This window comes from Streptomyces sp. NBC_01476 (assembly GCF_036227265.1).
GTDB lineage: Bacteria > Actinomycetota > Actinomycetes > Streptomycetales > Streptomycetaceae > Actinacidiphila.
This window is the reverse complement of sequence record NZ_CP109446.1, coordinates 7,535,557-7,560,273: the sequence shown is the minus strand read 5'-3', so window position 1 is coordinate 7,560,273 and position 24,717 is coordinate 7,535,557. Positions and strand designations below refer to the sequence as shown.

The window sequence follows — 24,717 nt, the reverse complement described above, 5'->3', positions numbered from 1 at the left end:
ATTCGATCAGTGCCACAGGTCGCGCCGTCCGGCCGGTCCGAACCTGGGCAAGAATCACCCTAAAGCGGATAACAACAATCAAAACGGTATATCACACACACATCCGAGTCGACCGGGATCGGCGGAGTCCGGGGCCCTCAAAGAAGCTCGTTCAGCGAGCTTTGTGCGAGCCCTCTCCCGGAGCGCGCGAACGCGACCGCGCAGAACCGCGGCCCCCCGGTCCGGTGGATCCGTCAGGGGCCCGCGGACGCGGCCGGCGCTCGCTCCCTCGTACGGCGGCGGCTTCCGGCGCCCCGGAGGGCATTGCCCGGAAGCCGCCGAGGGGTTAGCGTGATCCACGGTTATGAGCGTCAGCACCAAGCCCTGGCTCGCTGACCGGCAACCCTCCGCCGCGGTGGGGTGCTCCAGGTGACGACCCGACAGGACAGCGAACTGTCCTGTAAGCGCGAGGCCCACGGGCCGGATGAGTGCGAGGTGATCACGTGCGGGTACGACCCTGCGACAGCGTGTGCCGCCCGTACGGGTCCTTCGAACTGCGCGTCGCGCGGCGCCATGTCGATCTGCTCCGGGTGAGCAGCGCGCTGTGTCCCCGGGTGCGCCCGGTCCGCTGAGACCGGTCCTCCGCCCCCCGTTTCGCCCCTCCCCCGCCGTATCCGCCGCACCGTCGCCATGACGGCCCGGCCGTGCGCCCCTCCTCCCTGTAGGCAGCCCACCGCCGCCGCGAGATCCCTCCTGATCTCCGACCCGAGCGGACCCCTGCGGTCCCGCTCCGGCGGGCCCGGTTCTGCCCTGTGACGCCCTGCCCGCGACCGGCGAAAGGGGACCGAGACCCCCACGAGCGCCCCCGACGCCACCACCCACCGCACCGAAAGGCCCCATCATGCCCATCGAATTCCTCGGGATCGCCGCCACCAACGACGGCTCCGAGACCAACCCGCGCAGCGGGGCGTCCTTCGACAAGGAGTACACGCTCAAGCTCGCCCGTGCCCATGAGGACCACGGCTGGGACCGGGTGCTGTTCGCCTACAGGTCGGGTTCGCCCGAACCCGGCACCGCCGCCGCGTACATCGCCGCGAACACCGCCCGGCTGCAGATCCTGCTGGCGCACCGGCCGAACGTCTCGTACCCGACCTTCGCGGCGAAGGAGTTCGCCACCCTCGACCAGATCAGCGAGGGCCGGCTCGCCGTCCACTTCATCACCGGCGGCAACGACCACGAACAGCAGCGCGAGGGCGACTTCCTCACCAAGGACGAGCGCTACGGCCGCACCCGCGAGTACATCGAGATCGTCAAGCGGGTGTGGACCGAGCACGAGGCCTTCGACCACGAGGGCGAGCACTACCGTTTCAACGACTTCGTCTCCGACGTCTTCCCGGTGCGGCAGCCCCACCCGGACGTCTCCTTCGGCGGCTCCTCCCCCGCCGCCTACGCGGCGGGCGGCGCCGTGGCCGACATCTACGCGCTGTGGGGCGAACCGCTGGCCGAGACCGCCCAGCAGATCGACGCCGTGAAGGCGGCGGCGCTCGCCGCCGGACGCGCCACCCCGCCACGTATCCAGGCGGCTTTCCGGCCGATCATCGCTCCTACCGAGGAACTGGCCTGGGAGAAGGCGCACCGCACGGTCGCCGCCATCCAGGAGCGCCGGGCGTCCGGGGCGTGGACGCGCCGCGGCGGCGACCAGCCGCAGAACTCCGGCTCGCAGCGGCTGATCGCGATCGCGGAGCAGGGCGAGCGCTTCGACCGTGCGCTGTGGACCCCCACCGCCGCCGCGACCGGCGGAGCGGGCAACTCCAACGCCCTGGTCGGCACCCCGGAGACGGTGGCACAGGCCCTGCTGGACTACTACGACATCGGCGTGGACATCATCTCCGCCCGCGGCTACGACCTGCTGGGGGACGCCATCGACTTCGGCCGCCATGTCATCCCGCTGGTCCGTGCGGAGGTCGCCAAGCGTGACGCGGAGGGGACCGGCCGGTGACCACCACCACACCGCGTTACGAGGTACGGACGGCGACGCTCACCGATCCGCTCACCCAGCCGCTGCTGCGGGAACTGGAGCACGAGTACAGCACCCGCTACCCCTCGCTCGGCGGCGCTGGACGGGAACTGGCGCGCTACCCTGCACAGGAGTTCGAACCGGAGCACGGCGGGCTGCTGCTCCTGCTGCTGCGGGACGGCGAACCGGTGGCCGGCGGGGCCTACCGCCGCTACGACGAACAGACCGCCGAGCTCAAAAGGATCTGGACGCACAGCGGCCACCGCCGCGAGGGGCTGGCCCGGCGGGTCGTCGCGGAGCTGGAGCGGGCCGCCACCGCGGCCGGCTACCAGCGAGTCTATCTCACCACCGGACCGCGCCAGCCGGAGGCCAGGGGGCTCTATCTGACGACCGGTTACACAGCGCTCTTCGACCTCACCGCCGACCCGGAGTCCCTGGGCGGGCCGCTGCCCTTCGCCAAACGGCTGGTGGGCGACGAGCCGCTGCGGGGGACGGAGTTCCGGCCGACCCCGCGGGTCGACTTCGGGCGCGCGCCCTGAGCGGGGCGCGCGCCGCGCGAGCGTCAGCCGGTCTGCCCGGTGGGCATGATGGTGACCTGCTGGAGGTTGACCCGGGGCGGCAGGGCGGCGATGAAGCCGATGGTCCTGGCGATGTCCTGCGGGGTGAGCCAGTCCACCGTCTCCTTCGACCCGTCGAGCCATTCCAGGGCGCCGGCGTCGGTGACGTGGCTCTGCAGTTCGGTGCCGACGATGCCCGGCTCGATCGCCGCGACCCGGACGTTCTTCGGTCCCAGCTCGGTCCGCAGGTGGCGGGAGAGGTGGGTCACGTACGCCTTGGTGCCGGAGTAGACCGCGAAGTTGGGAAAGATGTTCTGCGCGGCGATCGAGGAGGTGTTGATCAGGTCGGCCACACCGCGCTCGCCGGCGCTCGTGACCAGCTGCGGCACGAACGCGCCGATCACGTTCATCAGCCCGGTGATGTTCAGGTCGATCTGGTGCTGCCACTGGTCGGTGCGCAGCTCCTCGACCGGCGCCGGGAGCATGACGCCCGCGTTGTTGAACAGCAGGTCAGCGCCGCCGAGTTCGGCTGCCACCCGGTCGGCGGCGGCCCGCACGGCCGCGGTGTCGGTGACGTCGGCGGAGATCGCCAGCGCCCTGCCGCCGTTCTTCTCGATGCGGGCGACCAGGTCGGCCAGCCGGTCGGCGCGCCGGGCCAGGACGACGACCGTGGCGCCGAGTGACGCCAGATGCTCGGCGGACGCCTCACCGATGCCGCTGGAGGCTCCGGTGACGACGGCGATCCGGCCGTCGAGGGGGTTGGCGGAGGGGGCTGAAGGGGCGGAGGAAGTGGTCATGGGGATTCACCTTCCGGAAGGGAAAGCCGAGGGGGAGCTTGCGCCGGGGCGGCGGCGGGAGCCGCTCGTCCCTCATCCAGCACACCACCGCCCCGCACCCGTTTGGGGCGGCCGGACCTGCCCTGATGAGGCAGGTACCGCCAGGGCCACCCAGCGGGCACGCGCCACCGGCGGGCCCGGGTGAGACTAGGGGTATGGACCGCCGCAGTGAGACCGCCGACTTCCTGCGTACCCGCCGTGCCCGGATCACCCCGGAGCAGGCGGGTCTGCCCAGCGACGGGCGGCCCCGGCGGGTCCCGGGGCTGCGCCGGGAGGAGGCCGCCCGGCTGGCCGGGGTGAGCACGGAGTACTACACCCGCCTGGAGCAGGGCCGTGCCTCCAACCCCTCGCCGGAGGTCCTCGCCTCGCTCGCCGAGGCCCTGCGGCTGGACGCCACCGAACGCGAACACCTGGGCGATCTTCTCTCCCGGCCGGCCGCCGGCAGCCGGACCCCGGCGAGCCCCCAGCGGGTGCGGCCCGGCCTCTACCTGACGCTGCAGGCCCTCGACCACCGCCCGGCCTTCATCCTCGGCAGGCGCACCGACGTCCTGGCCTCCAACCACCTGGCCCGCGCGGTCCTCACCGACTTCGACGCCCTGCCGGTGCCCCAGCGCAACCTCGCCCGCTACTACCTCCTGGACCCCAAGGCCCGCGAACGCACCGGGGACTGGGAGCGCCTCGCCGCGGAGACCGTCGCCATACTGCGCCTGGAAGCAGGCCGTTACCCCCATGACCGGCGGCTCGCTGACCTGGTGGGTGAACTGACGCTGCGTTCGCCCGAGTTCACCACGTGGTGGAACGACCACCGGGTGCTGCGGCGCAGCCACGGCGCCAAGGTCTACCACCACCCGCTCGTCGGCGACCTGCACTTCGCCTACGAGTCCTTCCAACTCCCCGGCGACCCCGATCAGACCCTCTGCCTCTACAACGCAGAACCCGGCTCCCCCACCGCTTACTCCCTCCAGATCCTGGCCGGATGGAATGCCCCGCAGACCCCTGCGGCGGCCCTTCGGGGGCCCCACCAGGAAGGTTGAGCCCCGGGCAGGTCTGGAGCGCGGGCCCGGTGACGGGCAACTGCCGTTCAGGGGCGCCCCGATACCCCGGATCGGCTCGGTCACCAGTACCCTCTTGATCCTCACGGCTCCTCCTCTCCGGCCCCTGGGTGTTTCCCGGGCCCTGCCCGCGTCTTCGGCGCTCAGCCCTCTTGGGGGGAAGGTCCAGCGGATGCCGTGGGGCCCCGGCAGATCGGCCCGGCTGCCGGCGGAACCCGAGAGAACAGAACCGGGCGTCGAGGGGCTACGAACAGCGGCTTCTCCACAAGGGGCAGCGCGAGGGGCGGGATCAGGTGGACGACCACGACGGCACGGGCATACCCGGCGAGGACAACGCGACGGCCGCGGAGGGCCGGCCGGCCGGGCAGCAGCGCCCCGCGAAGCCGCGGGAGACCGCGGCCCAGTCTCCTGCGGAGGGCGGCCCGGCGGCCGACCCCCGGCCGACGACGGCGAAGGCGGCCCAGCGGTCCCCGGGCCGGCCGGGCACGCGAGCACGGAAGGCCGCGTCGGCACAGGACCCGACCGGGGCCGCCGAGTTGACGGCCGCCGAGGAGGCAGCCGCCACGCCGGCGGCGCCCAAGGAGCAAAAGCCCGCGGCGCGAGCAACCACGAAGCGGAAGACCACCGCGGCCAAACCCGCGACCACCTCCGCACACCCCGCCCCGGCGGCAGCCAAGCCTGAGCAGGCAGCGACACCGGCTGCCGCCGCGGTCAGCAACGCCACGCAGGTGCCGGCACCCGCCGGCGAACAGGCCGACGCCGCCGCAGCGAGCAGCGCGGCGCCGACTACCGCCGCAGGCAGCACGGCGGGACACACCCCGACAGCAACGGACGGACAAGCACCCGCGGCTGCGGCAGGCGGCAAAGCCGGAAAATCCGCTGCACCCACCGGCGGACAAGCACAGGCCGCAGCGACCGCAGGCCCGCGGGCCGCGAAGGCCGGCGAAGCGGCGCCGGCAGGCGGCGAAGCCACGCAGGGCCCGGCAGCCGACGGCGGGGAGGCGGGCGCTCCCGCAGCGGGTAACGGGACCGCGCAAGCCGCGGAACCGACTGCCCCCGCAGGCAGCAACGCCGGGCAGGCCCCGGCACCCGCCGACGGACAACCTGCCGCGGCAGCGAACGGCGAAACCGCACAGGCCGCAGCAACGACGGCCGCGAAGGCCGGCGGGGCTGGGCAGGTGCCGGCGGGCGCTGTCGCGCAAGCTGCTGCCGGGCCGGGGCGGAAGGGGGCGGGGGCCAGGAAGGCGGCTCCGGCGGCCGGGGGCGTGAAGGGGCGGAAGACCTCCGCGGTGGCGGCGAAGAAGGCGACGCCGGCGAAGGCCGCCGTCAAGGGGCGGAAGGCCGTCGCCCCGGCTCAGAAAGCCGTCGCCCCGGTGGGCGGCCCGTGGCAGGTCCCTGGCTACCGGCATGAGCGGGAAGTCGGCGCGGGTGCGTCCGGCCGGGTGGTGCGGGCGCGGCACGAGGAGAGCGGCACCGTCGTCGCGATCACGTACCTGTGGGCGGCGCTGCGCGAAGACCCGGCGTTCCGTGCGGCGTTCCGCGGCGAGGCCGAGTCGCTCACCGGCGTGGACTCGCCGTATGTCGCCCGGTTCCACGGTTACGTCGAGGACGGCCCGCACGCCGCGGTCGTGACGGAGCTGGTCGACGGGATCGGCCTCAACACCCTGCTGCGGGAGCGGGGCGCGACCGACCCCGTGTCCGCCCTCGCCGTACTGAAGGGATCGCTGCTCGGGCTCGCCGCCGCGCACGAGGCAGGTGTCGTCCACCGCGCCTACAAGCCGGCGAACGTCCTGGTCACCACCGAAGGCACCGTCAAGCTCGTCGACTTCGGCCTGACGGCACGCGGCGCGCAGGACGCGGCGCCCGCAGTGGACACCGCCCCGGACCTCTACGCGGCAGCGGCCACCTTCTACGAGTGCCTCACCGCCGAGGAGTTCGCGGTCCGCCCCGCCGAGGCGCAGGCACAGGCACAGGCACCGGCACCGGTTCCCGATGAGCGCGTCCCGGAGCCCGTACGGCCGCTGCTCGCCCGGGGGTTGGCCGAGGACCCGGCCGAACGCCCGCAGAGCGCGGCCGAGTTCGCCGCCGAGCTGGAGGCGGTGGCCGTCGCCGCCTACGGCGAGGACTGGGAGGAGCACGGACGGCTCCAACTCGCCGCGCTGGTCGCCCAGTTGTCGCAGCTGCTGCCGTCCGGCGCCGGCGACGCCGCGGACACGGCGCCCGCCGCATCCCCCGCCCCCGCCGCGCCGGCCGCCCTCCCCGCAGCGGCCACGGCACTCCCCGCCGCTGCCCCGGGCACCGGCGCCCCCGGTACTCCGCCGCGCCCTCCCGCTGGAAAGGCACCCGCCGGCGGCCCCGGCGCCGGCAAACCCCGGTTCGGGCGGCGCGCCAAGATCCTTGCCATCACCGCGGCAGCCGTGATCGTCGCGGGCGCCCTGGCCGTCACCGCCGTGGCGACCGGCAACGAGGACGACGCCGACGCCTCCGCGCAGCCCACCGCGGCACCGTCCACCTCGCTGAGTTCGGCCCCCGCTCCCACCACCGCCTCGCCCTCGGCGGCGGCCACCACGGCCTCCCCGACGGCCAGCCCCTCGGTGTCGCCCACGGCCACCCCGACCGTGGCAGGCGGCGCGCCCACCGTGACCGCCACGCCCACCGGGAGCACACCGGCCACCCCCACCGGGAAACCGGGCACGAGCCTCACCGCCGTACCGACCACCCCTTCGGCCGGTCCCACGAAGACCACCGGGTCGGCGCCCGGGCCGCACGTCTCGTCCGTCGCCGTCACCGGCTTCCAGTGCTCCACCGGCAACCGCACCGCGACCGCCACGGTGTTCGTGCAGTACGACGGCGCCGCGGCCGGGACGCTCCACCTCACCTGGTGGCGCAGCGCCAACGGCAAGCCGCAGGGGGCGGTGAAGATGGCCCCGCAGACCGCGACGTTCCCGAAGGGGGCGACGAGCTACACCTTCACCGACAAGCTCACCTACGCGGCCGACCAGAAGCACCCGTACGTCGGTCTGACCGTCTCCACCGACCCGGGCGCGGACTCCGGCAACGGTTCCTACGGGGTCGGCTGCCACTGACACGGTCGTCCCTCCGCCCGCGCACCGTCGCGGCCCGCCCCCGTCCGAGCGGCAGTCCGCCCGGGCGGGGGCGTTCAGTGGGCGCCGCCCGCCTCCGGGCTCGGTGAGGAGTCGAGGCGGCTGCGGTCGAAGAGACCGAAGAGCAGGATGAGCGAGGGCAGGATCAAGGCGCCGGCCGCGATCGCGACGGCGATGAGCACCCAGAGCGTCGGCCGCGGCGAGGCCGCCTCGTCGAGGGTGAGGTGCGTGCCCAGCAGAAACGGGTACTGGGCCACACCCCAGCCGCAGACGACCGCGGCGACGGCCGCCGCGGCGGTGGCGCGCAGCCCGCGGACCGCACGCGTCGCCGTTCCGGTCACCAGCAGGAAGACGCCCGCGACGCCGCACAGCCCGGCGATGATCAGCAGCGGCAGCCCGCGGTGGCTGAGCCGGTGGAAGAGCCTGGCGGCGTCGGAGTGCAGGACGAAGATGCCGCCGACGGTGACCGCCCCCGTGACGCCGGCCGCGAGCAGCGCGCGGTCGCGGTAGTACAGGCGCATGTCCTCCTCGCCTGTCCTGCGGGCGGCGTCGGTGAGGTAGACCGCGGCGAGGTAGGAGCAGACCAGGACGGCGAGCACGCCGCCGAGCACCGACGTCGGGTTGTTCCAGCTGGTGATCGCGTTGCCGTTGCCGCGGGAGGGGACCCGGCCGGAGGCGATGGCGCCGGCGACCGTGCCGAAGCAGTACGGCGTGACGACCGATGACACTGCGAACGCCGCACCGTACAGCCGCTGTTCGGGGGTGCGCAGGGAGACCTTGCGGAAGGCGAAGCCACTGCCGCGGACGACGATGCCGAGCGCGGCCAGGCCCAGCGGTACGTAGAGGGTGGTGGTGATGGCGGCGAAGGCCCGGGGGAAGCCGGTCCACAAGAAGACCAGGCAGTAGATCAGCCAGGTGTGGTTGGCCTCCCACAGCGGGCCGATCGAGACGTCGATGAGGTGCCGGGGCCGGCGGCCCCGTTCGGCGCCGCCGGCGGTCAGGTCCCACAGGCCGGCACCGAAGTCGGCGCCGCCGAGAACGGCGTAGGCGATCACCCCGGCGAACATCAGCGCCGCAATGACGTCCGTCATCAGGTCCGTCCCTCCGGGGTCCGTGGCTGGTCAGAGGGTTCGCGCGGGCCGTAGGGCACCCCGACCGTCTCGTCGCCCGACTCCCGCCACCTGCGCTGCATGCTCCGCAGCACCAGGAGGGCGGCGACGGCGACGGCGGCGTAGATGGCGAGGGCCGCGCTGAAGAACGGCCACAGATTCCCCTGGGTGGTCACCGCGTCGCGGGTCAGCAGCAGGCCCACCACGGTCCACGGCTGCCGGCCGACCTCGGTGACCACCCAGCCGCTCTCCAGGCTGACCACCGAGACCACGCCGCTGACGGCCGCGCAGCGCAGGAACCAGCGGTTGGCGGGCACTTCGCGGCGCCGCCAGTACAGCCACGCGAACCACAGGGCGAGGCCGAGCAGCAGGAAGGCGGTGCCGACCATGACGTCGAAGGCGAGGTGGACCACGCTGACCACGGCGTCGTCGGGCCGTTCGGCGGCCGGGATGGCGTTGAGTCCGCTGATCCGGGTGGACGGCCGGAAACCGGCCAGCAGGGAGGCGCCGTCGGGGATCCCGAGGCCGTAGCGCACCCTGCCGTCCAGGAGGATGCCGCCGAGGGTCTCCTGCACGTGGGTGTCGGTGCGCGGCAGCAGTTCGATGGCGGCGAACTTGCGCGGCTCCTTGTCGAAGACCCGCCGGGCGATGAGGTCACCGACGAAGATCTGCACCGGGATGGCGACCGCGGCGACGGAGAACCCGATGAGGAAGCCGGTGCGGTGGTAGCCGTCGCGGCGCTTGCGCAGCAGTCCGGCGGCGTAGACCCCGGCGACGGTGAAGCCGGCCACGATGTACGCGGCGAGCAGCATGTGGGCGGTCTCGTACCAGAAGGCCCCGTTGAAGAAGACCTCGGCGGGCCGCACCGCGACCACCTTGCCGTCCCGGAGGGTGATTCCGCCGGGCTGGTTCATCCAGCTGTTGGCGGCCACCACCGAGGCGGCGCCGCCGATGCCGGAGAGCGACACCGGGACCCCGGACCAGAAGTGCGCCCACGGCGGGAGCCGGTCCCAGCCGTAGATGTAGATCGAGACGAAGATCGCTTCGAGGAAGAAGAACAGGCCCTCGATGGCGAAGGGGAAGCCGAAGGCCGGGCCGTAGGTGCCCATCAGGCGCGGCCAGAGGATGCCGAGTTCGAAGGTGAGGACGGTGCCGGAGACGGCGCCGACCGCGAAGAGCACGGCGGCGACCTTGGACCAGCGGCGGGCCAGCAGCAGTGCGGTCCGGTCGCCGTGGCGCAGCCCCCGGTAGTTGGCGATCAGCATCAGTGTGGTCAGCGCGACGCCGAACGGCACCAGCACGATGTGGAAGCCGAGGGTGAAGGCCATCTGTTCGCGGGCCGGCAGGAGCTGCGAGGGGTCACCCGCGGCGGCCACCGGTTGGGCGGTGCGGATGAGCTGGTCCAGGAGGAGACGGGGCACACCCGCATCCTCCCGGCGGGACGGGGCGCGAACGGGGGACGTGGGCCCGGAGCGGTCGTACCTTCACCCGACCGGTCCAATCCGGTGGGGACGGCGGGGGCGGCGGGGCCGGCCGTGCACGGGGGGCGGGGGCCGCGGACAGGGCGCCGCGGACACGCGCCTCGCCGCGGCGGGCGCGCGGGACAGGCCGGAACCGGCCACCTGGCATGATGCGAAAGATCCGAAAGATCGTGATCAACCGTGAGCGAACGGCGGTGTGATGGACAAGAAACCGGTCCAGAAGAAGTACGGTCATCCGGCGGCGGGGTGGGGTGCCGCGCGCAGCGTCACCGAGGTCCTGGTGCGTGAGCGTGCCTTCGCGGACGGTCCTCGGGCCATTTTCAAGATGAACCATGAGAACGGCGGCTTCGACTGCCCCGGTTGCGCCTGGCCCGACGACACCAAGGGCCTGCGGCTCGACATCTGCGAGAACGGCATCAAGCATGTCACCTGGGAGATGACGCCGAAACGGGCCGGGCGGGAGTTCTTCGCCGCGCACACCGTCTCGGAGCTGGCGGACTGGTCGGACTTCGACCTGGAGGACCAGGGGCGGCTCACCGAGCCGCTGGCGTACGACGAGGCGTCCGACCGTTATCTGCCGATCACCTGGCAGGACGCGTTCGACCTGGTGGGCGGAACGCTGCGCGGTCTCGACAGCCCGGACGAGGCGGCCTTCTACACCTCCGGGCGGCTCGGCAACGAGGCGACGTTCCTCTATCAGCTGATGGCCCGTGAGTTCGGGACGAACAACCTGCCGGACTGTTCCAACATGTGCCACGAGGCATCGGGGCGGGCGCTGCAGGCCGCTCTCGGCACCGGGAAGGGCACCGCGGACCTCGCCGACTGGGAGAGTGCGGACGCCCTGTTCATCATGGGTGTCAACGCCGCCTCCAACGCGCCGCGGATGCTCACCGCGCTCGCCGACGCGTACCGCCGCGGCGCGCAGGTCGTGCACATCAACCCGCTGATCGAGGCAGCCGCGACGCGCACGATCGTGCCGCACGAGATCGCCGACATGGCACGGTTCAAGTCCACCCCGACGAGCACCCTCGACCTCCAGGTGCGGATCGGCGGGGACATGGCACTGCTGCGGGGGATCGCCAAGGCGGTGCTGGAGGAGTCAAGGACTGATCCCAGGGCACTGGACCGGGAGTTCATCGAGCGGCACACCTCCGGGTTCGAGGAGTACGCGAAGGTGTGCCAGGACACCCCGTGGGAGGAACTGGAGCGGCAGTCGGCCCTCACCCGGGCGGAGATCCTCAAGGCGGCGGAGGTCTACTCCCGCTCCGACCGGACGCTGATCAGCTGGTGCCTGGGGGTGAGCCAGCACGAGCACGGCGTGGACACCGTCCGGGAGATCGTCAACCTCTTGCTGCTGCGCGGCAATCTGGGCCGGGAAGGGGCAGGACCGTCCCCGGTGCGGGGGCACAGCAATGTGCAGGGCAACCGCACCTGCGGGATCGACCACCGGCCCACGGGTGAGTTTCTCGACCGGCTGGACGAGGTGTGCGGGATCACCGCCCCGCGGCACAACGGCCGTGACACGGTGGCCACGGTGCAGGGCATGCACGACGGGACGGTGAAGGTCTTCGTCGGTATGGGCGGCAACTTCGCGATGGCGGCACCCGACACCCCGTACACCGCCGAAGGGCTGCGCCGCTGCGAACTGACCGTGCACGTCAGCACCAAGCTCAACCGCAGCCATCTGGTCCACGGCCGCAAAGCGCTGATCCTGCCGTGCCTCGGCCGGACCGAGAAGGACCACCAGCGCCACGGGGTGCAGTCGACCTCCGTCGAGGACTCGATGAGCATGGTGCACCTGTCGGTCGGGATGCGGCGCCCGGCGTCGCCGCATCTGCTCTCCGAGCCGGTGATCATCGCGGGCATGGCGCGGGCGACCCTGCCGGAGAGCACCACACCGTGGGAGCACTACGTCGAGGACTACGACCGTATCCGCGACACCATGTCCCAAGTCCTCGACGGCTTCGAGGACTTCAACCGCCGTGTGCGGCTTCCGCTGGGTTTCCGCATCAAGCAGCCCGCCCGTGAACTGGTCTTCCTCACCCCGTCGGGGAAGGCGGAGTTCTCCGCGGCCCCGCTGCCGGACGTCGTGCCGGACGGCGACACCCTGGTCCTGCAGACGATGCGTTCGCACGACCAGTGGAACACCACCATCTACTCGGACAACGACCGCTACCGGGGTATCGAGAACCTCCGCACCCTGGTGTTCCTCAACCCCGACGACATGCGCGCCAGGCACCTGCGGCAGGGCGACGCCGTCGACATCACCAGCACCGCCAAGGACGGCTCCACCCGCGTGCTGAAGGGGTACACGGCGCTTCCCTACGACATCCCGCGCGGCTGCGCCGCCGGCTACATGCCGGAGATGAACGTCCTCATCGCCGCGGGGGACTACAGCCTGCAGAGCGACCAGCCGCTGATGAAGAGCGTCCGGGTGGTGATCGCACCGTCCGCCGGGGCGCAGGGAGCGCCCGGCGCCCCGGTGGCGGCGGGCACCGCCTGAGGAAGGGCAGCACCGGCGGGTCCGCCGCGGACAGCGGACCCGCTGGTGCCTCGGGGCCCGCCCGGGGCACCGCACAGGCGCGGTCACTACACTGCCGCCACCGTTCGCACGATGATCACAAGGTGGACCAGTGACCCGCTTTCCCGTACGCCGAGTTCTGCTCGCGCCGGCTCTCGTACTGACCATCGGCGCGACCGCGGCGTGCGGGGGCTCGCACCCCGCGGCGAAAGCGTCCGCCGCGCGGACGGTCACGGCCGCGCCCGCGCCCTCGAGTACTTCCGGCACTTCCGGCACGGCCTCGGCCACGCCGTCCGCGACGGGCCCGGCGCCGCTGACCGAGGCCCAGCTCACGCTCATCGCCACCGCCATCACCCAGGCCGGCGCCCCCGGGCTCAAGGAAGACACCTCGGACCAGAGCACCGGGGTGAACGACGAGAAGCAGAAGGCCGGTTCGGGCGGTGCGGCCTGCGAGACCTTCCTCAACGCCCTCCAGGCGTACTCGGGGACCTACGGCTCCTCCGCCGAGGTGGACCGCGGCTACGACGCCACCACCACGAACGGCCAGGAGCTCGTCCTCCTCTCCCTCGTCAGCCACACCTCCGCCGCCGCGGCGCGGCGCACGGTCGACGACGTCCGGAAGTCCGCGAAGGACTGCCCGCATCTCACCGCGGACCTGGGCGGCGAGACGGGACGGATGAATCTGGCCCCGCTCTCCCGGCCGGCCATGGGTGACGGCTCCGCCGTCGTCAGGATCGGCATGACCCAGGGCAGCACCAAGGAACTGATCACTACGGCGACCGCACAGGTCGGTTCGACCACCGTGAACGTCTTCGACATCTCGGGGAGCAGTTACGACTACGGGGCGGCCGAGCAGGTGACCAAGGAGGCGGTGACCCTGCTGCGGAACGAGTACCCCCAGTAGAAACCGCGGAGCCGCGGGAACGGGACCGGCGGCGGGGTCACCGCACCCCGGAGGCGAAGGGGATCCCCGCCGGGGCCGGCGGGCCGGCGACCGGGTGCGACCACAGACCCGCGCGGGCCAGCAGCGGCAGCACCCCCTCGCCGAACCAGTACGCCTCCTCCAGATGCGGGTGGCCGGACATCACGAACTCGTCGATGCCCAGGCGGTGGTACTCGGTGATGCGCTCGGCGACCTCGGTGTGGCTGCCGACCAGCGCGGTGCCGGCGCCGCCGCGGACCAGGCCGATTCCGGCCCACAGGTTCGGCGAGACCTCCAGGCGGTCGGCGCGGCCGCCGTGCAGCGCGAGCATCCGGCGCTGCCCCTCGGACTCGCTGCGGGCAAGGCCGTCCTGGACCGCCTCGACCGCCTCCGGCGAGAAGCCGTCGAGCAGTCGGCGGGCCTCTGCCCACGCCTGCTCCGCGGTGTCCCGGGTGATGACGTGCAGCCGGATGCCGAAGCGGACGGTACGGCCTTCCCTGCCGGCGAGTTCGCGGATCCAGGCGATCTTCTCCGCGACCTGTGCGGGCGGCTCGCCCCAGGTCAGGTAGACGTCACTGTGCCGGGCCGCGACGCCGCCCGCCGCCGGGGAGGACCCGCCGAAGTAGACCGGCGGCACCGGGTCCGGCACTCTCTCCAGCCGCGCGCCCTCCACCCGGAGGTGCTCGCCGGTCAGTGAGACCGACTCGCCTCGCCACAGGGCGCGGACCACGGTGAGGAACTCGTCGGTTCTGGCGTACCGGGCGTCCTTGCCGAGGAAGTCGCCGTACGCGCGCTGCTCGTGGCTCTCGCCGCCGGTGACCACATTGAGCAGCAGCCGGCCGGGCGCGTGCCGCTGGAAGGTCGCCGCCATCTGGGCGGCGAGGGTGGGCGAGACGAAGCCCGGGCGGAAGGCGACCAGGAACTTCAGCCGCTCGGTCAGGCCGGCCAGCATGGCGGTGGTGAGCCAGGCGTCCTCGCACCAGGCACCGGTCGGAGTGAGGGCACCCACGAATCCCAACTGCTCGGCGGCACGGCCGATCTGGGCGAGATAGCCGAGGTCCGCCGGACGCTGCCCGCCCGCGGCGCCCGCGGGCAGGCCGTGGCCGCCGCCGACGACATGGCGGCTGTCGCCGTAGGTGGGCAGGAACCAGTGGAAGGTGAGGCTCAAGGAACTCTCCAGACTCTCCGGCGGCGGGCGGGACGCGGTACGGGTGCGGGCGGGCGACACGGTGCGGGTGCGGTACGGGTGCGCGCGAGCGGGGTGCGGGCGACAGGGTGCGGGCGGGCGACGGGGACCTGGCGAGGCGACGGGCGCGGGCGGGGTGACGGGGTGCGGCGCACCCGCGCGGGGACGTACGAGGCCGCCTCAGAGGAGGCCGTGGCGCGGGGGGCGGGTGCCGCTGAGCACATAGCGGCCGATGTGCTGGATCTTCCAGCGCGCCGGGTCGTGCAGGGTGTGTGTCCGCGCGTCACGCCAGAAGCGGTTGAGGTTCAGGCTGTCCAGCGCCGAGCGGGTGCCGGCCAGCTCGAAGAGCGCGCTGCTGATCTCGACCGCGGCCGTCGCCGCCTGGACCTTGGCGGCCGCCACCGCGATGGACGCCTCGGCGGCGCTGTCGTCGGTCAGGTCGGCCGTGGCGGTGTCGACCGCCTCCGCCGCCGCGGCGAGCAGCGCGTCGGCGGCACGGGCGCAGAGCGCGAGTTCGCCGAACCGCTGGACCAGCAGCGGGTCCTCGGCTGCGGTCTCGAAGCCGCTCTCGAACCAGGGCCTGCTCTTGGTGCGGACGAACTCGGCGGCCTCCCGCAGCGCCGCCGACGCGATTCCGGCATCGATCGCGGCGTGCAGCAACTGGGCCACGGCGCCGTGCAGTTGGGGACCGGTGAAAGTGAGGTGGTGGGGCACGATCCGGTCGGCCGGCACCGCCACGCCGACCAGCCGCACGGTGCCGCTCGCGGTGGTGCGCTGGCCCATGCCGTCCCAGTCGTCCACCACGGTGACACCGGGGGCGCCGGCCTCGACGTAGGCGACATGCAGTTTGTCGTCGGCCGCCCGGGCCAGCACCGGGATCCAGTCGGCGAAGAGCGCTCCGGTGGAGTAGTGCTTCTCGCCGGTGAGCAGGTAGGAACCGTCGGGGCGGGGCTCCAGCCGGGTCCTGATGTCCTGGACGTGCTTGGTGCCCGCCTCGGACTGGGCGTTGCCGAACCGCCGGCCGGCGAGCACCTCGGCGAAGAAGAACTTCCGCTGCTCCGCGCTGCCTTGGCGGCGCAGCACATTGACGTACACGAAGTGGTTCTGCGGGATCTGGGACAGGCTCGCGTCCCCGGTGGCCAGCAGCCGGAAGACCTCAGCCAGGGTCCGGGCGGACACCTCCGCGCCGCCGTGGCCGCGCGGCACGGTGATGCCGAGCAGGCCGGACGCCGAGAGCCGGTCGAGTTCGGCGCGGGGCAGCAGCCGGCCGGCGTCGCGCTCGGCGGCCCCGGTGCGGAACTCCTCGGCGAACCGGGCGGCGACGGCGAGCGCCTCCGCGTCGTCGGCGATCACATGGGCGGATTTCATGCGGCAGCAGCCACCTTGGGGGCGGGGACGGTGGACAGGACGGGCGGGAAACGGCCGGCGCACCCGGCCGGCGCCGCCGAAGCGCCGGCGACAGCGCCCTCGGCCGGTGCGAACAGCCGTGCGGCAGCCGGCAGTTCCGGTCGCCCGGCGGCGGCTCCGAAGAGAGCCCCGGTGTGCGGCGCACGGACACCGGAAGGCGGCACGCGGTGGGCGTGTCCGGCGAACCGCCCGCCGGGACGGCACGGCGGACGGGCGGTGCGTGCATCGGGGGACGGAACGCCGGAAAGACAGCGGAGGATGGCCATGCGCATCACCTCGGGAAGCGCGGAATCGGCAGCGCGCGGAGAAATCCTGCGGGGCACACCGATAGCGCCGCCGGCCACCGGGAAGGAATTCCGCGGCAAGGCGTCAATTCCCCCGCGGGACAGGAGAAGGCGGCGTGCGGGAGCCGGTTTTCAGCCCGCCGGATGACACAGCGCGGAAGAGACGCGCACGAGATCGACGTGACGCCGAGAGGTCAGTTCCCACAGATCCCGCATCGGTTCGTCACCGCCCTCGGCAATACGTCGGCATTTCCTTCGGACCACTGGCTCAGCAGCGTACCCGCCCCCCGTGTCCGGGTACATTCGGTATCCGCGACCCGGTGATAGGGTTTCCCTCTCACCGGGAGGGAGAGGCGTACCGGCCATGCGCATCGAGCAGTTGGAGTACATCGAGGCGGTGACCCGGCTCGGCTCGCTGCGCCGGGCCGCCGAGGCGCTGCACCTCTCCCAGCCCGCACTGAGCGAAACCGTGCGCAACCTCGAACGCGAACTCGGCGTGGACCTGCTGGACCGCCGCCGCTCGGGGGCCAGGATCAGCACGCCGGGGCGGGAGTTGCTGCCGCACATCATCGGTGTCCTCGACGCGGTCGACAAACTGCGCCGGGCCGCCGACGACCAGCACCACACCAGCCGGATGATCCGCCTCGGTACGGTCAACGCGGCCACCGTTCCGCTGCTCATCCCGACCGTCCGGGACTTCCGTGCCGCCCACCCCGAGACGCAGATCGAAGTGGTCGGCGCCCAGCAGGACGAGATCCACCGCGGCCTGCTCGACGGGAGCTACGACCTCGGGCTGGTCAACTATCTGCAGGGCGACGACAAGCCGCCCGGGCTGCACTCCACCGAGCTGCTGCGCGGCCGGCCGGTGGCCTGTGTCCGCGCCGACAGCCCGCTCGCCGCCAAGGACCGGATCGGCGTCGCCGACCTGCTCGCCGCGCCGCTCATCGTCATGCGGGCCGGCTATGTGATGCACCGCTATGTGCACCGGTTGCTGGAGGGACGCAGCCCGCGCTTCTCCTACTCCACCGACGGCGCCGAGATGGGCAAACTGATGGTCGCCGAGGGCCTGGGCGCCACCGTGCTGCCCGATTTCAGCGTCCGGGACGACCCGCTGGAGCGCAGCGGTCTGATCACGTACCGCCCGATCGAAGGCGACGAAACCGAGGTGCTGCTGGTGATCCAGCGGCCCCTTTCCGGTTCGGTACCGGCGGCGACCCGGGCCCTGCACGCGATGCTGATGGCCACGGCCGAGGCGGACGACGGCGCGATCACCGGAAAACCCACGGACAAGCCCGTACCGCAAGCCAACTGACGCCAGATCAGGGTCGCGCGGGAATTCCCCCGGTCAACGTCCTCGCTCCTGCGACGCCCGCCGGTCCCTCCCGCTCCCCCGTCCCGGGACCGCCGGTGACCCGCTGGTCCGGGTCGACGAGGCCACGCGGCTACGCGGGGCGGGTCAGGCGCCGCAGGGCCCTTGCGTACTGGTGGGCGATGGCCCGCTGCGCCGAGCGCCCGCACGGGCCGGCCGCCCGCAGATACCAGGTGGCCGGCCGGCTGAAGGCGAGGACCGTGAAGCCGGCGGAGCCGTCCGGGTCGCGCCGCAGGACGAACGCCTCTTCACCGCACTCCGGGTGCCCCGGGAGCGTGCCGTACGCGAATCCGGTCCGGTTCTTCTCCTCGACCGTCCACACCACCTGGCATGGCGCCGTGACCGGCCCCATCCGCAGGAGCACCCGCACGCCGGGCGCGGCTTCCGGGACCTCCGCCGGCACGCGGAGAAACGGGGTGGCGCGATGCATCCGCCAGGTGAAGAGCGCCTCGACGGCACGCTCGTAGGTGCCCGCGCCCAACGGGACGCGCACCCGGAGCGCGTGGAATCCGGGCGGCGGTGCCTGGCCCGTCGCTGTCATACCCACGGTCGGGTAGGTGACCTCATTCATCCGCGCAACGCTAGCGCCGCCCGGACCCGGGCGGCGTGAACAGCACAGCGGGGCACCGCCGGTGTGGCGGTGCCCTGGGGGGTGCGGTGCCCTGGGGTGCGGGGTGGCTTGGGGGTGGGGGTCAGAGGAGCCAGCGGGTGCGGTGGACGAAGGGGATCTTGGCCCAGATGCGGCCGAGGCCCCAGGTGTTTCCGGCGTAGACGACCGCGAGGAGGATCATGACGAGGGCGTAGAGGAAGTGGTAGTCGACCAGGGGGTTGGAGGAGCCGCTGGGGTCGCCGTTGGACAGGTGCTGGGCGAGCGGCCATTCGGCGGCCCACATCATGGCCATGAGGATGGTGCCGCCGATGGCGGTGATGCGCAGGGCGACGCCGGTGATCAGGGCGATGCCGAGGCCGAGGAGGGCGAGCATGAACATCCAGTCGGTCCAGGTCTGGCCGGCGATGGTGTGGAAGAAGGACTGCAGGGGGCCGGCGGAGACGTTGGAGAGGAAGCCCTTGGTGGGGGAGCCGCCGTCGATCCAGCCCTTGCCGGTGGCGGTGGCGTAGTGCCAGCCGAAGAGCTTGTCGAGGAAGGCCCACAGGAAGATGAAGCCGGTGGCGATCCGGACGACGGCGGCGGCCTTGGCGGCTATGGGGGTCATGACGGCACCGTGGCGGGGGGCGGTCTGCGCGGCCTGGACGTCGGTGACCTGCATGCTCGGGTGGAGACGGTCTTCCTGGTGGACGGCCACGGCGGGCTCCTCGGTCGGTGGTGGTGTGTTCGTTCGGTGACACCATCACTGTCCCGCCCGGGGGGTGGTGGCCGCTGGGGGCCGACGTCCCGACCCCGGGGGGCCGAACGGCCCTGCGTTCCCACCCCACTTGGAAGCACACTGCACCTATGGCCACCGAACCCGGACGCCCACCACCGCCCCCCGTACCCGCAGCGGCTCGCGCCGGCCCGGTACGCGGGCGGTCCGGGCGCCACGACCAGGGGCACCGGAACGGGCCCGGCTCGCCTGGCGGCCCTCCGCCACCTGCGGAAGGCTGGGGAGCGGAGCACCCAGGACAGCAAGGAGGCCACGGCATGAACGACCACGCGCCGCAGCGGTCCGATCCTGCCACCGTCATCCGGCGGGTGCGGGAACGCCGCAAGCAGCTGGGGATGAGCGAGAACGCCCTGGCCACCGAAGCGGGCATGGCACCCCCCTACCTGCGGCGCCTGCTGGAATCCGACACCGACTTCGACCCTGGTGGCCTCGTCCGCGTCGCCGCCGCGCTCGGGCTGACCTACGAAGAGCTGCTCCGGGGGCGCAGCGACCCGCCGCCCGGTCAGACCGGGGCGGCGCCCCGGCCCGTCCTCATCCGGCTGGCCGAATCCGAGTGCTGGGACCGGCTGGGCGCCCACGGTGTGGGCCGGGTCGCGATCCCCGTCCGCCCGGGGCCCGCCGTGCTCCCGGTCAATTACGCGGTGGACGCCGGCACGATCGTCTACCGCACGGCCGCCCAGGGGGCGGCGGCCCCCGACACCGGCACCGCGGTGTCCTTCCAGGTGGACCGGATCGACGACCGGCTGAGCCAGGGGTGGAGCGTGCTCGTCACCGGGACGGCCGAGCGGATCAGCGACCCGGACACCGCAGGGCGCCTGGCCGCGGAACACGACGTCGAGCCCTGGGCGGGCGGCGACCGGCCGCTGTGGATGCGGATCCGGCCGGACGGCATCACGGGACGCCGCATCGGCACCATGTGAACCGGGCCGGCGGCCCGGCAGGCGGCCCCCGCGACGAGGAACGTCCCCCGGAGGGAGTGGCGTCCACCATGCCGGAGTGGACATGGACCTACGAGGGCTACGACCCGGAGCAGGAACCGCTGCGGGAGGCGCTGTGCACGCTCGGCAACGGGTACGTCGCCACCAGGGGCGCGGCGCCCGAGTGTGCGGCCGGACCTGTGCACTACCCGGGTACGTACGTGGCGGGCTGCTACAACCGGCTGACCTCGGTGGTGGGCGGTCGTACCGTCGAGAACGAGGACATCGTCAACCTGCCCGACTGGCTCCGGCTCCGGTTCCGCGCCGCCGGTGGCACGTGGTTCACCCCGGACGACGGGTCGGTGGTGCGGTACCGCCAGTCGCTCGATCTGCGGCACGGCACCCTCACCCGACGGATGCGGCTGCGGGACAGCGCGGGCCGGGAGCTGACCGTCACCCAGCAGCGGCTGGTGCACATGGGCGACCCCCATCTGGCGGCGCTGCGGACCGAGTTCACCGCGGAGGGCTGGTCGGGTGAACTGGACGTCGAGTCGGCGCTGGACGGGGACGTCACCAACAGCGGGGTGGCCCGCTACCGGGACCTCAACGGCCACCACCTCGCCGGCTGGGCCACTGGTGAGGCCGGTCCGGACACCGTGTGGCTGAGCTGCCGCACCTCCGCGTCCGGCATCCGCGTCGCCCTGGCCGCCCGCACACGCGCCGTGGAGGGCACGTCCGCGGCCATCCGGTCCCGGATCGGGGACCGGGTCGCCGCGCACCGCCTCACCGTGCCGGTCGAGGACGGGCGGACGGCCGTGATCGAGAAGACGGTGGCGCTGCACACCTCCCGCGACCCGGCGATCAGCGACCCGCTGCACGCCGCACTGGACCGGGTGGGGCGCGCGCCGGACTTCGGCGAGCTGCTGGCCTCGCACGGCGCCGCCTGGGAGCGGTTGTGGGCGAGCGCGGAGCTGGAAGTGCCGAACGAGGCGGGGCACGTCCTGCGGTTCCACCTCTTCCACGTGCTCCAGACGCTCTCCCCGCACACGACGGGTCTGGATGTCGGGGTGCCGGCCCGTGGGCTGCACGGTGAGGCGTACCGGGGGCATGTGTTCTGGGACGAGCTGTTCGTGCTGCCCTACCTCAACCTGCACCTGCCGGACGTGGCCAGGGCACTGCTCGACTACCGGTACCGTCGGCTGGAGGCCGCGTGCTGCGCCGCGGCCGGCGCCGGCCGGAGAGGGGCGATGTATCCCTGGCAGAGCGGCAGCGACGGGCGGGAGGAGACCCAGCGGCTGCATCTCAATCCGCGCTCGGGCCGCTGGCTGCCGGACCACTCCCACCTGCAGCACCATGTCGGCTCCGCGGTCGCGTACAACGTGTGGCAGTACGCGCAGGCGACCGGCGACCTGGAGTTCCTCTACACCTCGGGCGCCGAGATGCTGCTGCAGGTCGCCCGCTTCTGGGCGGACAGCGCGGTCTGGGACGGTGCCCGCGGCCGTTACCGGATCAGGGGTGTCATGGGTCCCGACGAGTACCACGACGCCTACCCCGGGGCCGCGACGCCCGGGCTGGACGACAACGCGTACACCAACGTGATGGCGTCCTGGGTGCTGGCCAGGGCACTGGCGGTGGTACGTGCGCTGCCCCGCCCGCACCGCCGGCAGCTCTTCGACCGGATCGGATTCGACCCGGCGGAACCCGAGCGGTGGGAGGACGTCTCCCGCCGGCTGCTGGTGCCCTTCCACGAGGGCGTCATCAGCCAGTTCGAGGGGTACGGGCGGCTCGCCGAGCTCGACTGGGCCGGGTACCGCGAACGCTACGGGGACATCCGCCGGCTGGACCGGATCCTGGAGGCAGAGGGCGACACCGTCAACCGCTACCAGGCGTCCAAGCAGGCCGATGTGCTGATGCTCGGTTACCTCTTCTCCCCCACCGAACTGGCCGCGCTCTTCTCGCACCTCGGTTACCACCTCGACGACGACCTGTGGCGCACCACGATCGACTACTACCTGCGGCGCACCAGCCACGGATCGACCCTCAGCGGGCTCGTCCACGGCTGGGTGCTGACCCGGTCGCGGCGGGCCGACGCGTGGCGTTACGTCCAGGAGGCGCTGGCCGGTGACGTGACGGACGTGCAGGGCGGTACGACGGCCGAGGGCATCCACCTGGGGGCCATGGCCGGCACGCTCGATCTCGTGCAGCGCGGGCTGACGGGTCTGGAGACGCGCGAGGACGCGCTGTGGTTCGACCCCGCGCCTCTCCCCGAGCTCTCCTCGTACGGTTTCGTCCTCCGCTACCGCCACCACTGGGGCATCCGCGTCACGGTCCGCCCCGACTGCCTGCGCATCGACGTACCCGCCTCCGAACGCGCCCCGATCCGCGTCATGCTCGCCAACCGTCCCGTCGACATCGCCCCGGGCACCTCCTGGACGTCCTGACCACCGGCCACTCACCGCCCGCCACCCGCCACAACGCCCCGGCACGGCGGTCGTGACATGTTCCCGTCGTACTCCCGCAACAACCGGCGGCCATGCTGGTGTTGATCACACAAACGCACGTGCCGGGCGATTGTCAGAGACAGTGGCCGGCCCCCGCATCGGATCGCTGGGGCCGGGGTAGATCCGTGAGGCTTGGGTAGTTCCTTGTGGCGGATCATTGTCGTGCACCTGACATCCATATGTGTGCGGTTATGCGCGATTTCGGTCGCGGTGGCGGGAAGACCGGGGAGGGCGAGGACACGCATGCGCGTGATACGGGCAACAAGAGGTGCCGCCGTGGCGATCGCGCTGGCGATGGCCGCTGTGGCGTGCACCAGCGGCGGCGGCAGCCACGAGAAGATCTCCGACGGCGGGAGCGCCTCCGCGTCCCACGGCCCGGCGAAGAAGGGCGGGACGGTCACCGTCGCCGCGGTGGCCGCGACCCCCGACTTCATCTTCCCCCTGGCCCCGGCGACCAACTCCAACGGCTACAACGTCAACCTCACCGAGGGACTGTGGCCGTTCCTGGTGTACGCCGGCGACGGTGCCAAGTCGGAGGTGAACAAGGAGAAGAGCCTGTTCACCTCCATCGACTACTCCAACGGCGACCAGCGGGTCACCATCCACCTGAAGAACTGGAACTGGTCGGACGGCAAGCCGGTCACCAGCCGGGACTTCACCTTCGTCCACAACCTGCTCAAGGCGAACGCCACGAACTGGCAGGCGCACCTGCCGGGACTCTTCCCCGAGGACGTCGCGAAGGTGTCCACCCCCGACGCCCACACGGTGGTGCTCGACCTCACCCAGGCGTACAACCCGGACTTCTACACCGACGACGTCCTCAGCACCATCCCGCTGCTCCCCCAGCACGCCTGGGACAAGACCTCCACCGCCGGTGCGGTCGGCGACTACGACACAACCGCCGCCGGCGCGAAGGCCGTTTACTCCTTCCTGCAGCAACAAGGCGCCAAGATCAGCACCTTCGCCACCAACCCGCTGTGGCAGGTGGTGGACGGCCCGTGGAAGCTCTCCGAGTTCCGCAGCAACGGCTACTACAGCTACGTGCCCAACCGGGCGTACTCCGGCACCGCGAAGCCGGCCATCGACAAGCTCGTCGAGGCTCCGTTCACCACCGACACCCCCGAGCTCAACGCCCTGCGCTCAGGCAGCTCGCTCGATGTGGCCGGGCTGCCGCTGAACGACATCAAGCAGGCGGAGGCGCTGCGGTCCAGCGGGTACTCGATCGCCTCCGTGCCGATCCCCGGCGTCGCCGAGATCGTGCCGAACCTGTACAACTCCACGGTCGGACCGCTGCTGCGCCAGCTCTACATCCGGCAGGCCCTGGAGTACCTGATCAACCGCCCGCAGATCGTCTCCAAGGTCTACAACGGGTACGCGGACCCGGGCAACGGGCCGGTGCCGGTCAAGGCCGCGGGGAACTGGGCCACCCCGCTGGAGAAGGCGGGCGGCCCCTACCCGTACTCCCCCGACAAGGCGAAGTCCCTTCTGCAGACGCACGGGTGGAACGTCACGCCGGGCGGCACCACGACCTGCCGGAGTCCCGGCAGCGGGCCCTCGCAGTGCGGCGCGGGGATCAAGGCCGGTCAGGCGCTGACCTTCCAGCTGATCTACTCCTCCGGCCGGGCCACCACCGACGAGCAGAACGCCGCCATCAAGTCCTCCGAGGCCCAGGCGGGCATCACCATCAATCTGAAGTCGGAGCCGTTCAACACGCTGGTCAGCACGATGGGTACGTGCACCGCGGCGTCCCACCCGGCGGCCGGTTGCGGCTGGCAGCTGGCGAGCTTCGGCTACGAGCCGTACCCGCTCTATCCCAACGGCGCCGGATTCTTCGACACCGGCGGCTCCGGGAACCTCGGAGGTTACTCCGACCCGACCATGGACCGGCTGATCAAGGCCACCGAATACGGCTCCTCCACCGAGACGTTCGCCGCCTACGAGGACTACGCGGCCCGCCAACTGCCCTGGCTCTGGGTGCCGTTGCGCAGCAGCATCCTGGTCTACCGGACAAAGCTGCAGGGCGTCGTACCGCTCAACCCGTTCTCCGGGGGGCTCAACTTCGAGGACTGGTACTACACCTCATGACGAGCACG

Annotated in this window: 19 protein-coding genes and 1 riboswitch; of the genes, 11 read left to right on the top strand and 8 right to left on the bottom strand. The window is 72.4% G+C overall.

Translation table 11 applies throughout. The features are described from left to right. Positions 1 to 339: 339 nt before the first annotated feature. A riboswitch (SAM riboswitch) is annotated at positions 340 to 452 on the top strand. Positions 453 to 482: 30 nt separating this feature from the next. The 3 genes from OG552_RS32885 to OG552_RS32875 all read left to right on the top strand — a co-directional run bounded on the left by OG552_RS32885 (position 483) and on the right by OG552_RS32875 (position 2,535). After that, positions 483 to 611, top strand: coding sequence for a putative leader peptide (locus OG552_RS32885; RefSeq protein ID WP_329139234.1), 129 nt, complete (start codon positions 483 to 485; stop codon positions 609 to 611). Between the two features lie 269 nt (positions 612 to 880). After that, positions 881 to 1,978 (top strand): LLM class flavin-dependent oxidoreductase, encoded by a 1,098-nt coding sequence (locus OG552_RS32880; protein ID WP_329139232.1) that lies wholly within the window; start codon positions 881 to 883, stop codon positions 1,976 to 1,978. Beyond that, complete coding sequence (locus tag OG552_RS32875) at positions 1,975 to 2,535, top strand: GNAT family N-acetyltransferase (RefSeq protein WP_329139231.1); 561 nt, start codon at positions 1,975 to 1,977, stop codon at positions 2,533 to 2,535. Before OG552_RS32880 ends, OG552_RS32875 begins: the two co-directional genes overlap by 4 nt. Positions 2,536 to 2,558: 23 nt before the next feature. Here the strand turns inward: OG552_RS32875 and OG552_RS32870 are convergent, their stop codons facing one another. Next, a complete protein-coding gene (locus tag OG552_RS32870; RefSeq protein ID WP_329139229.1) occupies positions 2,559 to 3,350 on the bottom strand; it encodes an SDR family oxidoreductase in 792 nt (263 codons plus the stop codon). Between the two features lie 194 nt (positions 3,351 to 3,544). On the opposite strand from OG552_RS32870, the gene OG552_RS32865 reads away from it, so the two are divergent. Together OG552_RS32865 and OG552_RS32860 are read left to right on the top strand one after the other, a co-directional pair. Continuing rightward, positions 3,545 to 4,423, top strand: coding sequence for a helix-turn-helix transcriptional regulator (locus OG552_RS32865; RefSeq protein WP_329139227.1), 879 nt, complete (start codon positions 3,545 to 3,547; stop codon positions 4,421 to 4,423). Positions 4,424 to 4,734: 311 nt separating this feature from the next. Next, a complete protein-coding gene (locus tag OG552_RS32860) occupies positions 4,735 to 7,527 on the top strand; it encodes a serine/threonine-protein kinase (RefSeq protein WP_329139225.1) in 2,793 nt (930 codons plus the stop codon). 74 nt (positions 7,528 to 7,601) lie between these two features. On the opposite strand, the gene OG552_RS32855 is transcribed toward OG552_RS32860, so the two are convergent. Both OG552_RS32855 and OG552_RS32850 read right to left on the bottom strand, forming a co-directional pair. Then, a complete protein-coding gene (locus OG552_RS32855; protein ID WP_329139223.1) occupies positions 7,602 to 8,636 on the bottom strand; it encodes a cytochrome d ubiquinol oxidase subunit II in 1,035 nt (344 codons plus the stop codon). Then, on the bottom strand, positions 8,636 to 9,982 hold the full coding sequence (locus OG552_RS32850; protein ID WP_443071222.1) for a cytochrome ubiquinol oxidase subunit I: 1,347 nt from the start codon (positions 9,980 to 9,982) through the stop codon (positions 8,636 to 8,638). The genes OG552_RS32855 and OG552_RS32850 overlap by 1 nt, the downstream gene beginning before the upstream one ends. A gap of 352 nt (positions 9,983 to 10,334) precedes the next feature. Between OG552_RS32850 and OG552_RS32845 the strand changes: the two genes are divergently transcribed. Continuing rightward, positions 10,335 to 12,638 carry an FdhF/YdeP family oxidoreductase gene (locus OG552_RS32845; RefSeq protein ID WP_329139220.1) on the top strand — a complete coding sequence of 768 codons (2,304 nt, stop codon included), beginning with the start codon at positions 10,335 to 10,337 and terminating at the stop codon, positions 12,636 to 12,638. 130 nt (positions 12,639 to 12,768) lie between these two features. Continuing rightward, positions 12,769 to 13,560, top strand: a complete 792-nt coding sequence (locus OG552_RS32840) for a hypothetical protein (protein WP_329139219.1) — start codon at positions 12,769 to 12,771, stop codon at positions 13,558 to 13,560. 37 nt (positions 13,561 to 13,597) lie between these two features. Here the strand turns inward: OG552_RS32840 and OG552_RS32835 are convergent, their stop codons facing one another. The 3 genes from OG552_RS32835 to OG552_RS36550 form a co-directional block, all read right to left on the bottom strand. After that, positions 13,598 to 14,746, bottom strand: a complete 1,149-nt coding sequence (locus OG552_RS32835; RefSeq protein WP_329139218.1) for an LLM class flavin-dependent oxidoreductase — start codon at positions 14,744 to 14,746, stop codon at positions 13,598 to 13,600. 198 nt (positions 14,747 to 14,944) lie between these two features. Further along, the gene (locus OG552_RS32830) at positions 14,945 to 16,132 is read right to left on the bottom strand and encodes an SfnB family sulfur acquisition oxidoreductase (RefSeq protein WP_329139216.1); all 1,188 of its coding nucleotides are present in this window, start codon (positions 16,130 to 16,132) and stop codon (positions 14,945 to 14,947) included. A gap of 455 nt (positions 16,133 to 16,587) precedes the next feature. Further along, the gene (locus OG552_RS36550; protein ID WP_443071221.1) at positions 16,588 to 16,671 is read right to left on the bottom strand and encodes a putative leader peptide; all 84 of its coding nucleotides are present in this window, start codon (positions 16,669 to 16,671) and stop codon (positions 16,588 to 16,590) included. 148 nt (positions 16,672 to 16,819) lie between these two features. On the opposite strand from OG552_RS36550, the gene OG552_RS32825 reads away from it, so the two are divergent. Continuing rightward, a complete protein-coding gene (locus tag OG552_RS32825) occupies positions 16,820 to 17,767 on the top strand; it encodes a LysR family transcriptional regulator (protein ID WP_329139214.1) in 948 nt (315 codons plus the stop codon). Between the two features lie 130 nt (positions 17,768 to 17,897). On the opposite strand, the gene OG552_RS32820 is transcribed toward OG552_RS32825, so the two are convergent. Further along, the gene (locus OG552_RS32820; protein ID WP_329139212.1) at positions 17,898 to 18,395 is read right to left on the bottom strand and encodes a DUF1990 family protein; all 498 of its coding nucleotides are present in this window, start codon (positions 18,393 to 18,395) and stop codon (positions 17,898 to 17,900) included. Positions 18,396 to 18,516: 121 nt separating this feature from the next. Next, complete coding sequence (locus OG552_RS32815; protein WP_329139210.1) at positions 18,517 to 19,128, bottom strand: hypothetical protein; 612 nt, start codon at positions 19,126 to 19,128, stop codon at positions 18,517 to 18,519. A gap of 335 nt (positions 19,129 to 19,463) precedes the next feature. Here OG552_RS32815 and OG552_RS32810 point away from each other — a divergent pair, with 335 nt between their 5' ends. From OG552_RS32810 to OG552_RS32800, 3 genes are all read left to right on the top strand, one after another. Beyond that, positions 19,464 to 20,126: a pyridoxamine 5'-phosphate oxidase family protein gene (locus OG552_RS32810; RefSeq protein ID WP_329139208.1), complete on the top strand. Its 663-nt coding sequence runs from the start codon at positions 19,464 to 19,466 to the stop codon at positions 20,124 to 20,126. Positions 20,127 to 20,194: 68 nt separating this feature from the next. Continuing rightward, on the top strand, positions 20,195 to 22,564 hold the full coding sequence (locus OG552_RS32805) for a glycoside hydrolase family 65 protein (protein WP_329139206.1): 2,370 nt from the start codon (positions 20,195 to 20,197) through the stop codon (positions 22,562 to 22,564). A gap of 336 nt (positions 22,565 to 22,900) precedes the next feature. After that, complete coding sequence (locus OG552_RS32800) at positions 22,901 to 24,709, top strand: peptide ABC transporter substrate-binding protein (protein WP_329139204.1); 1,809 nt, start codon at positions 22,901 to 22,903, stop codon at positions 24,707 to 24,709. The last annotated feature ends 8 nt before the right edge of the window (positions 24,710 to 24,717 follow it).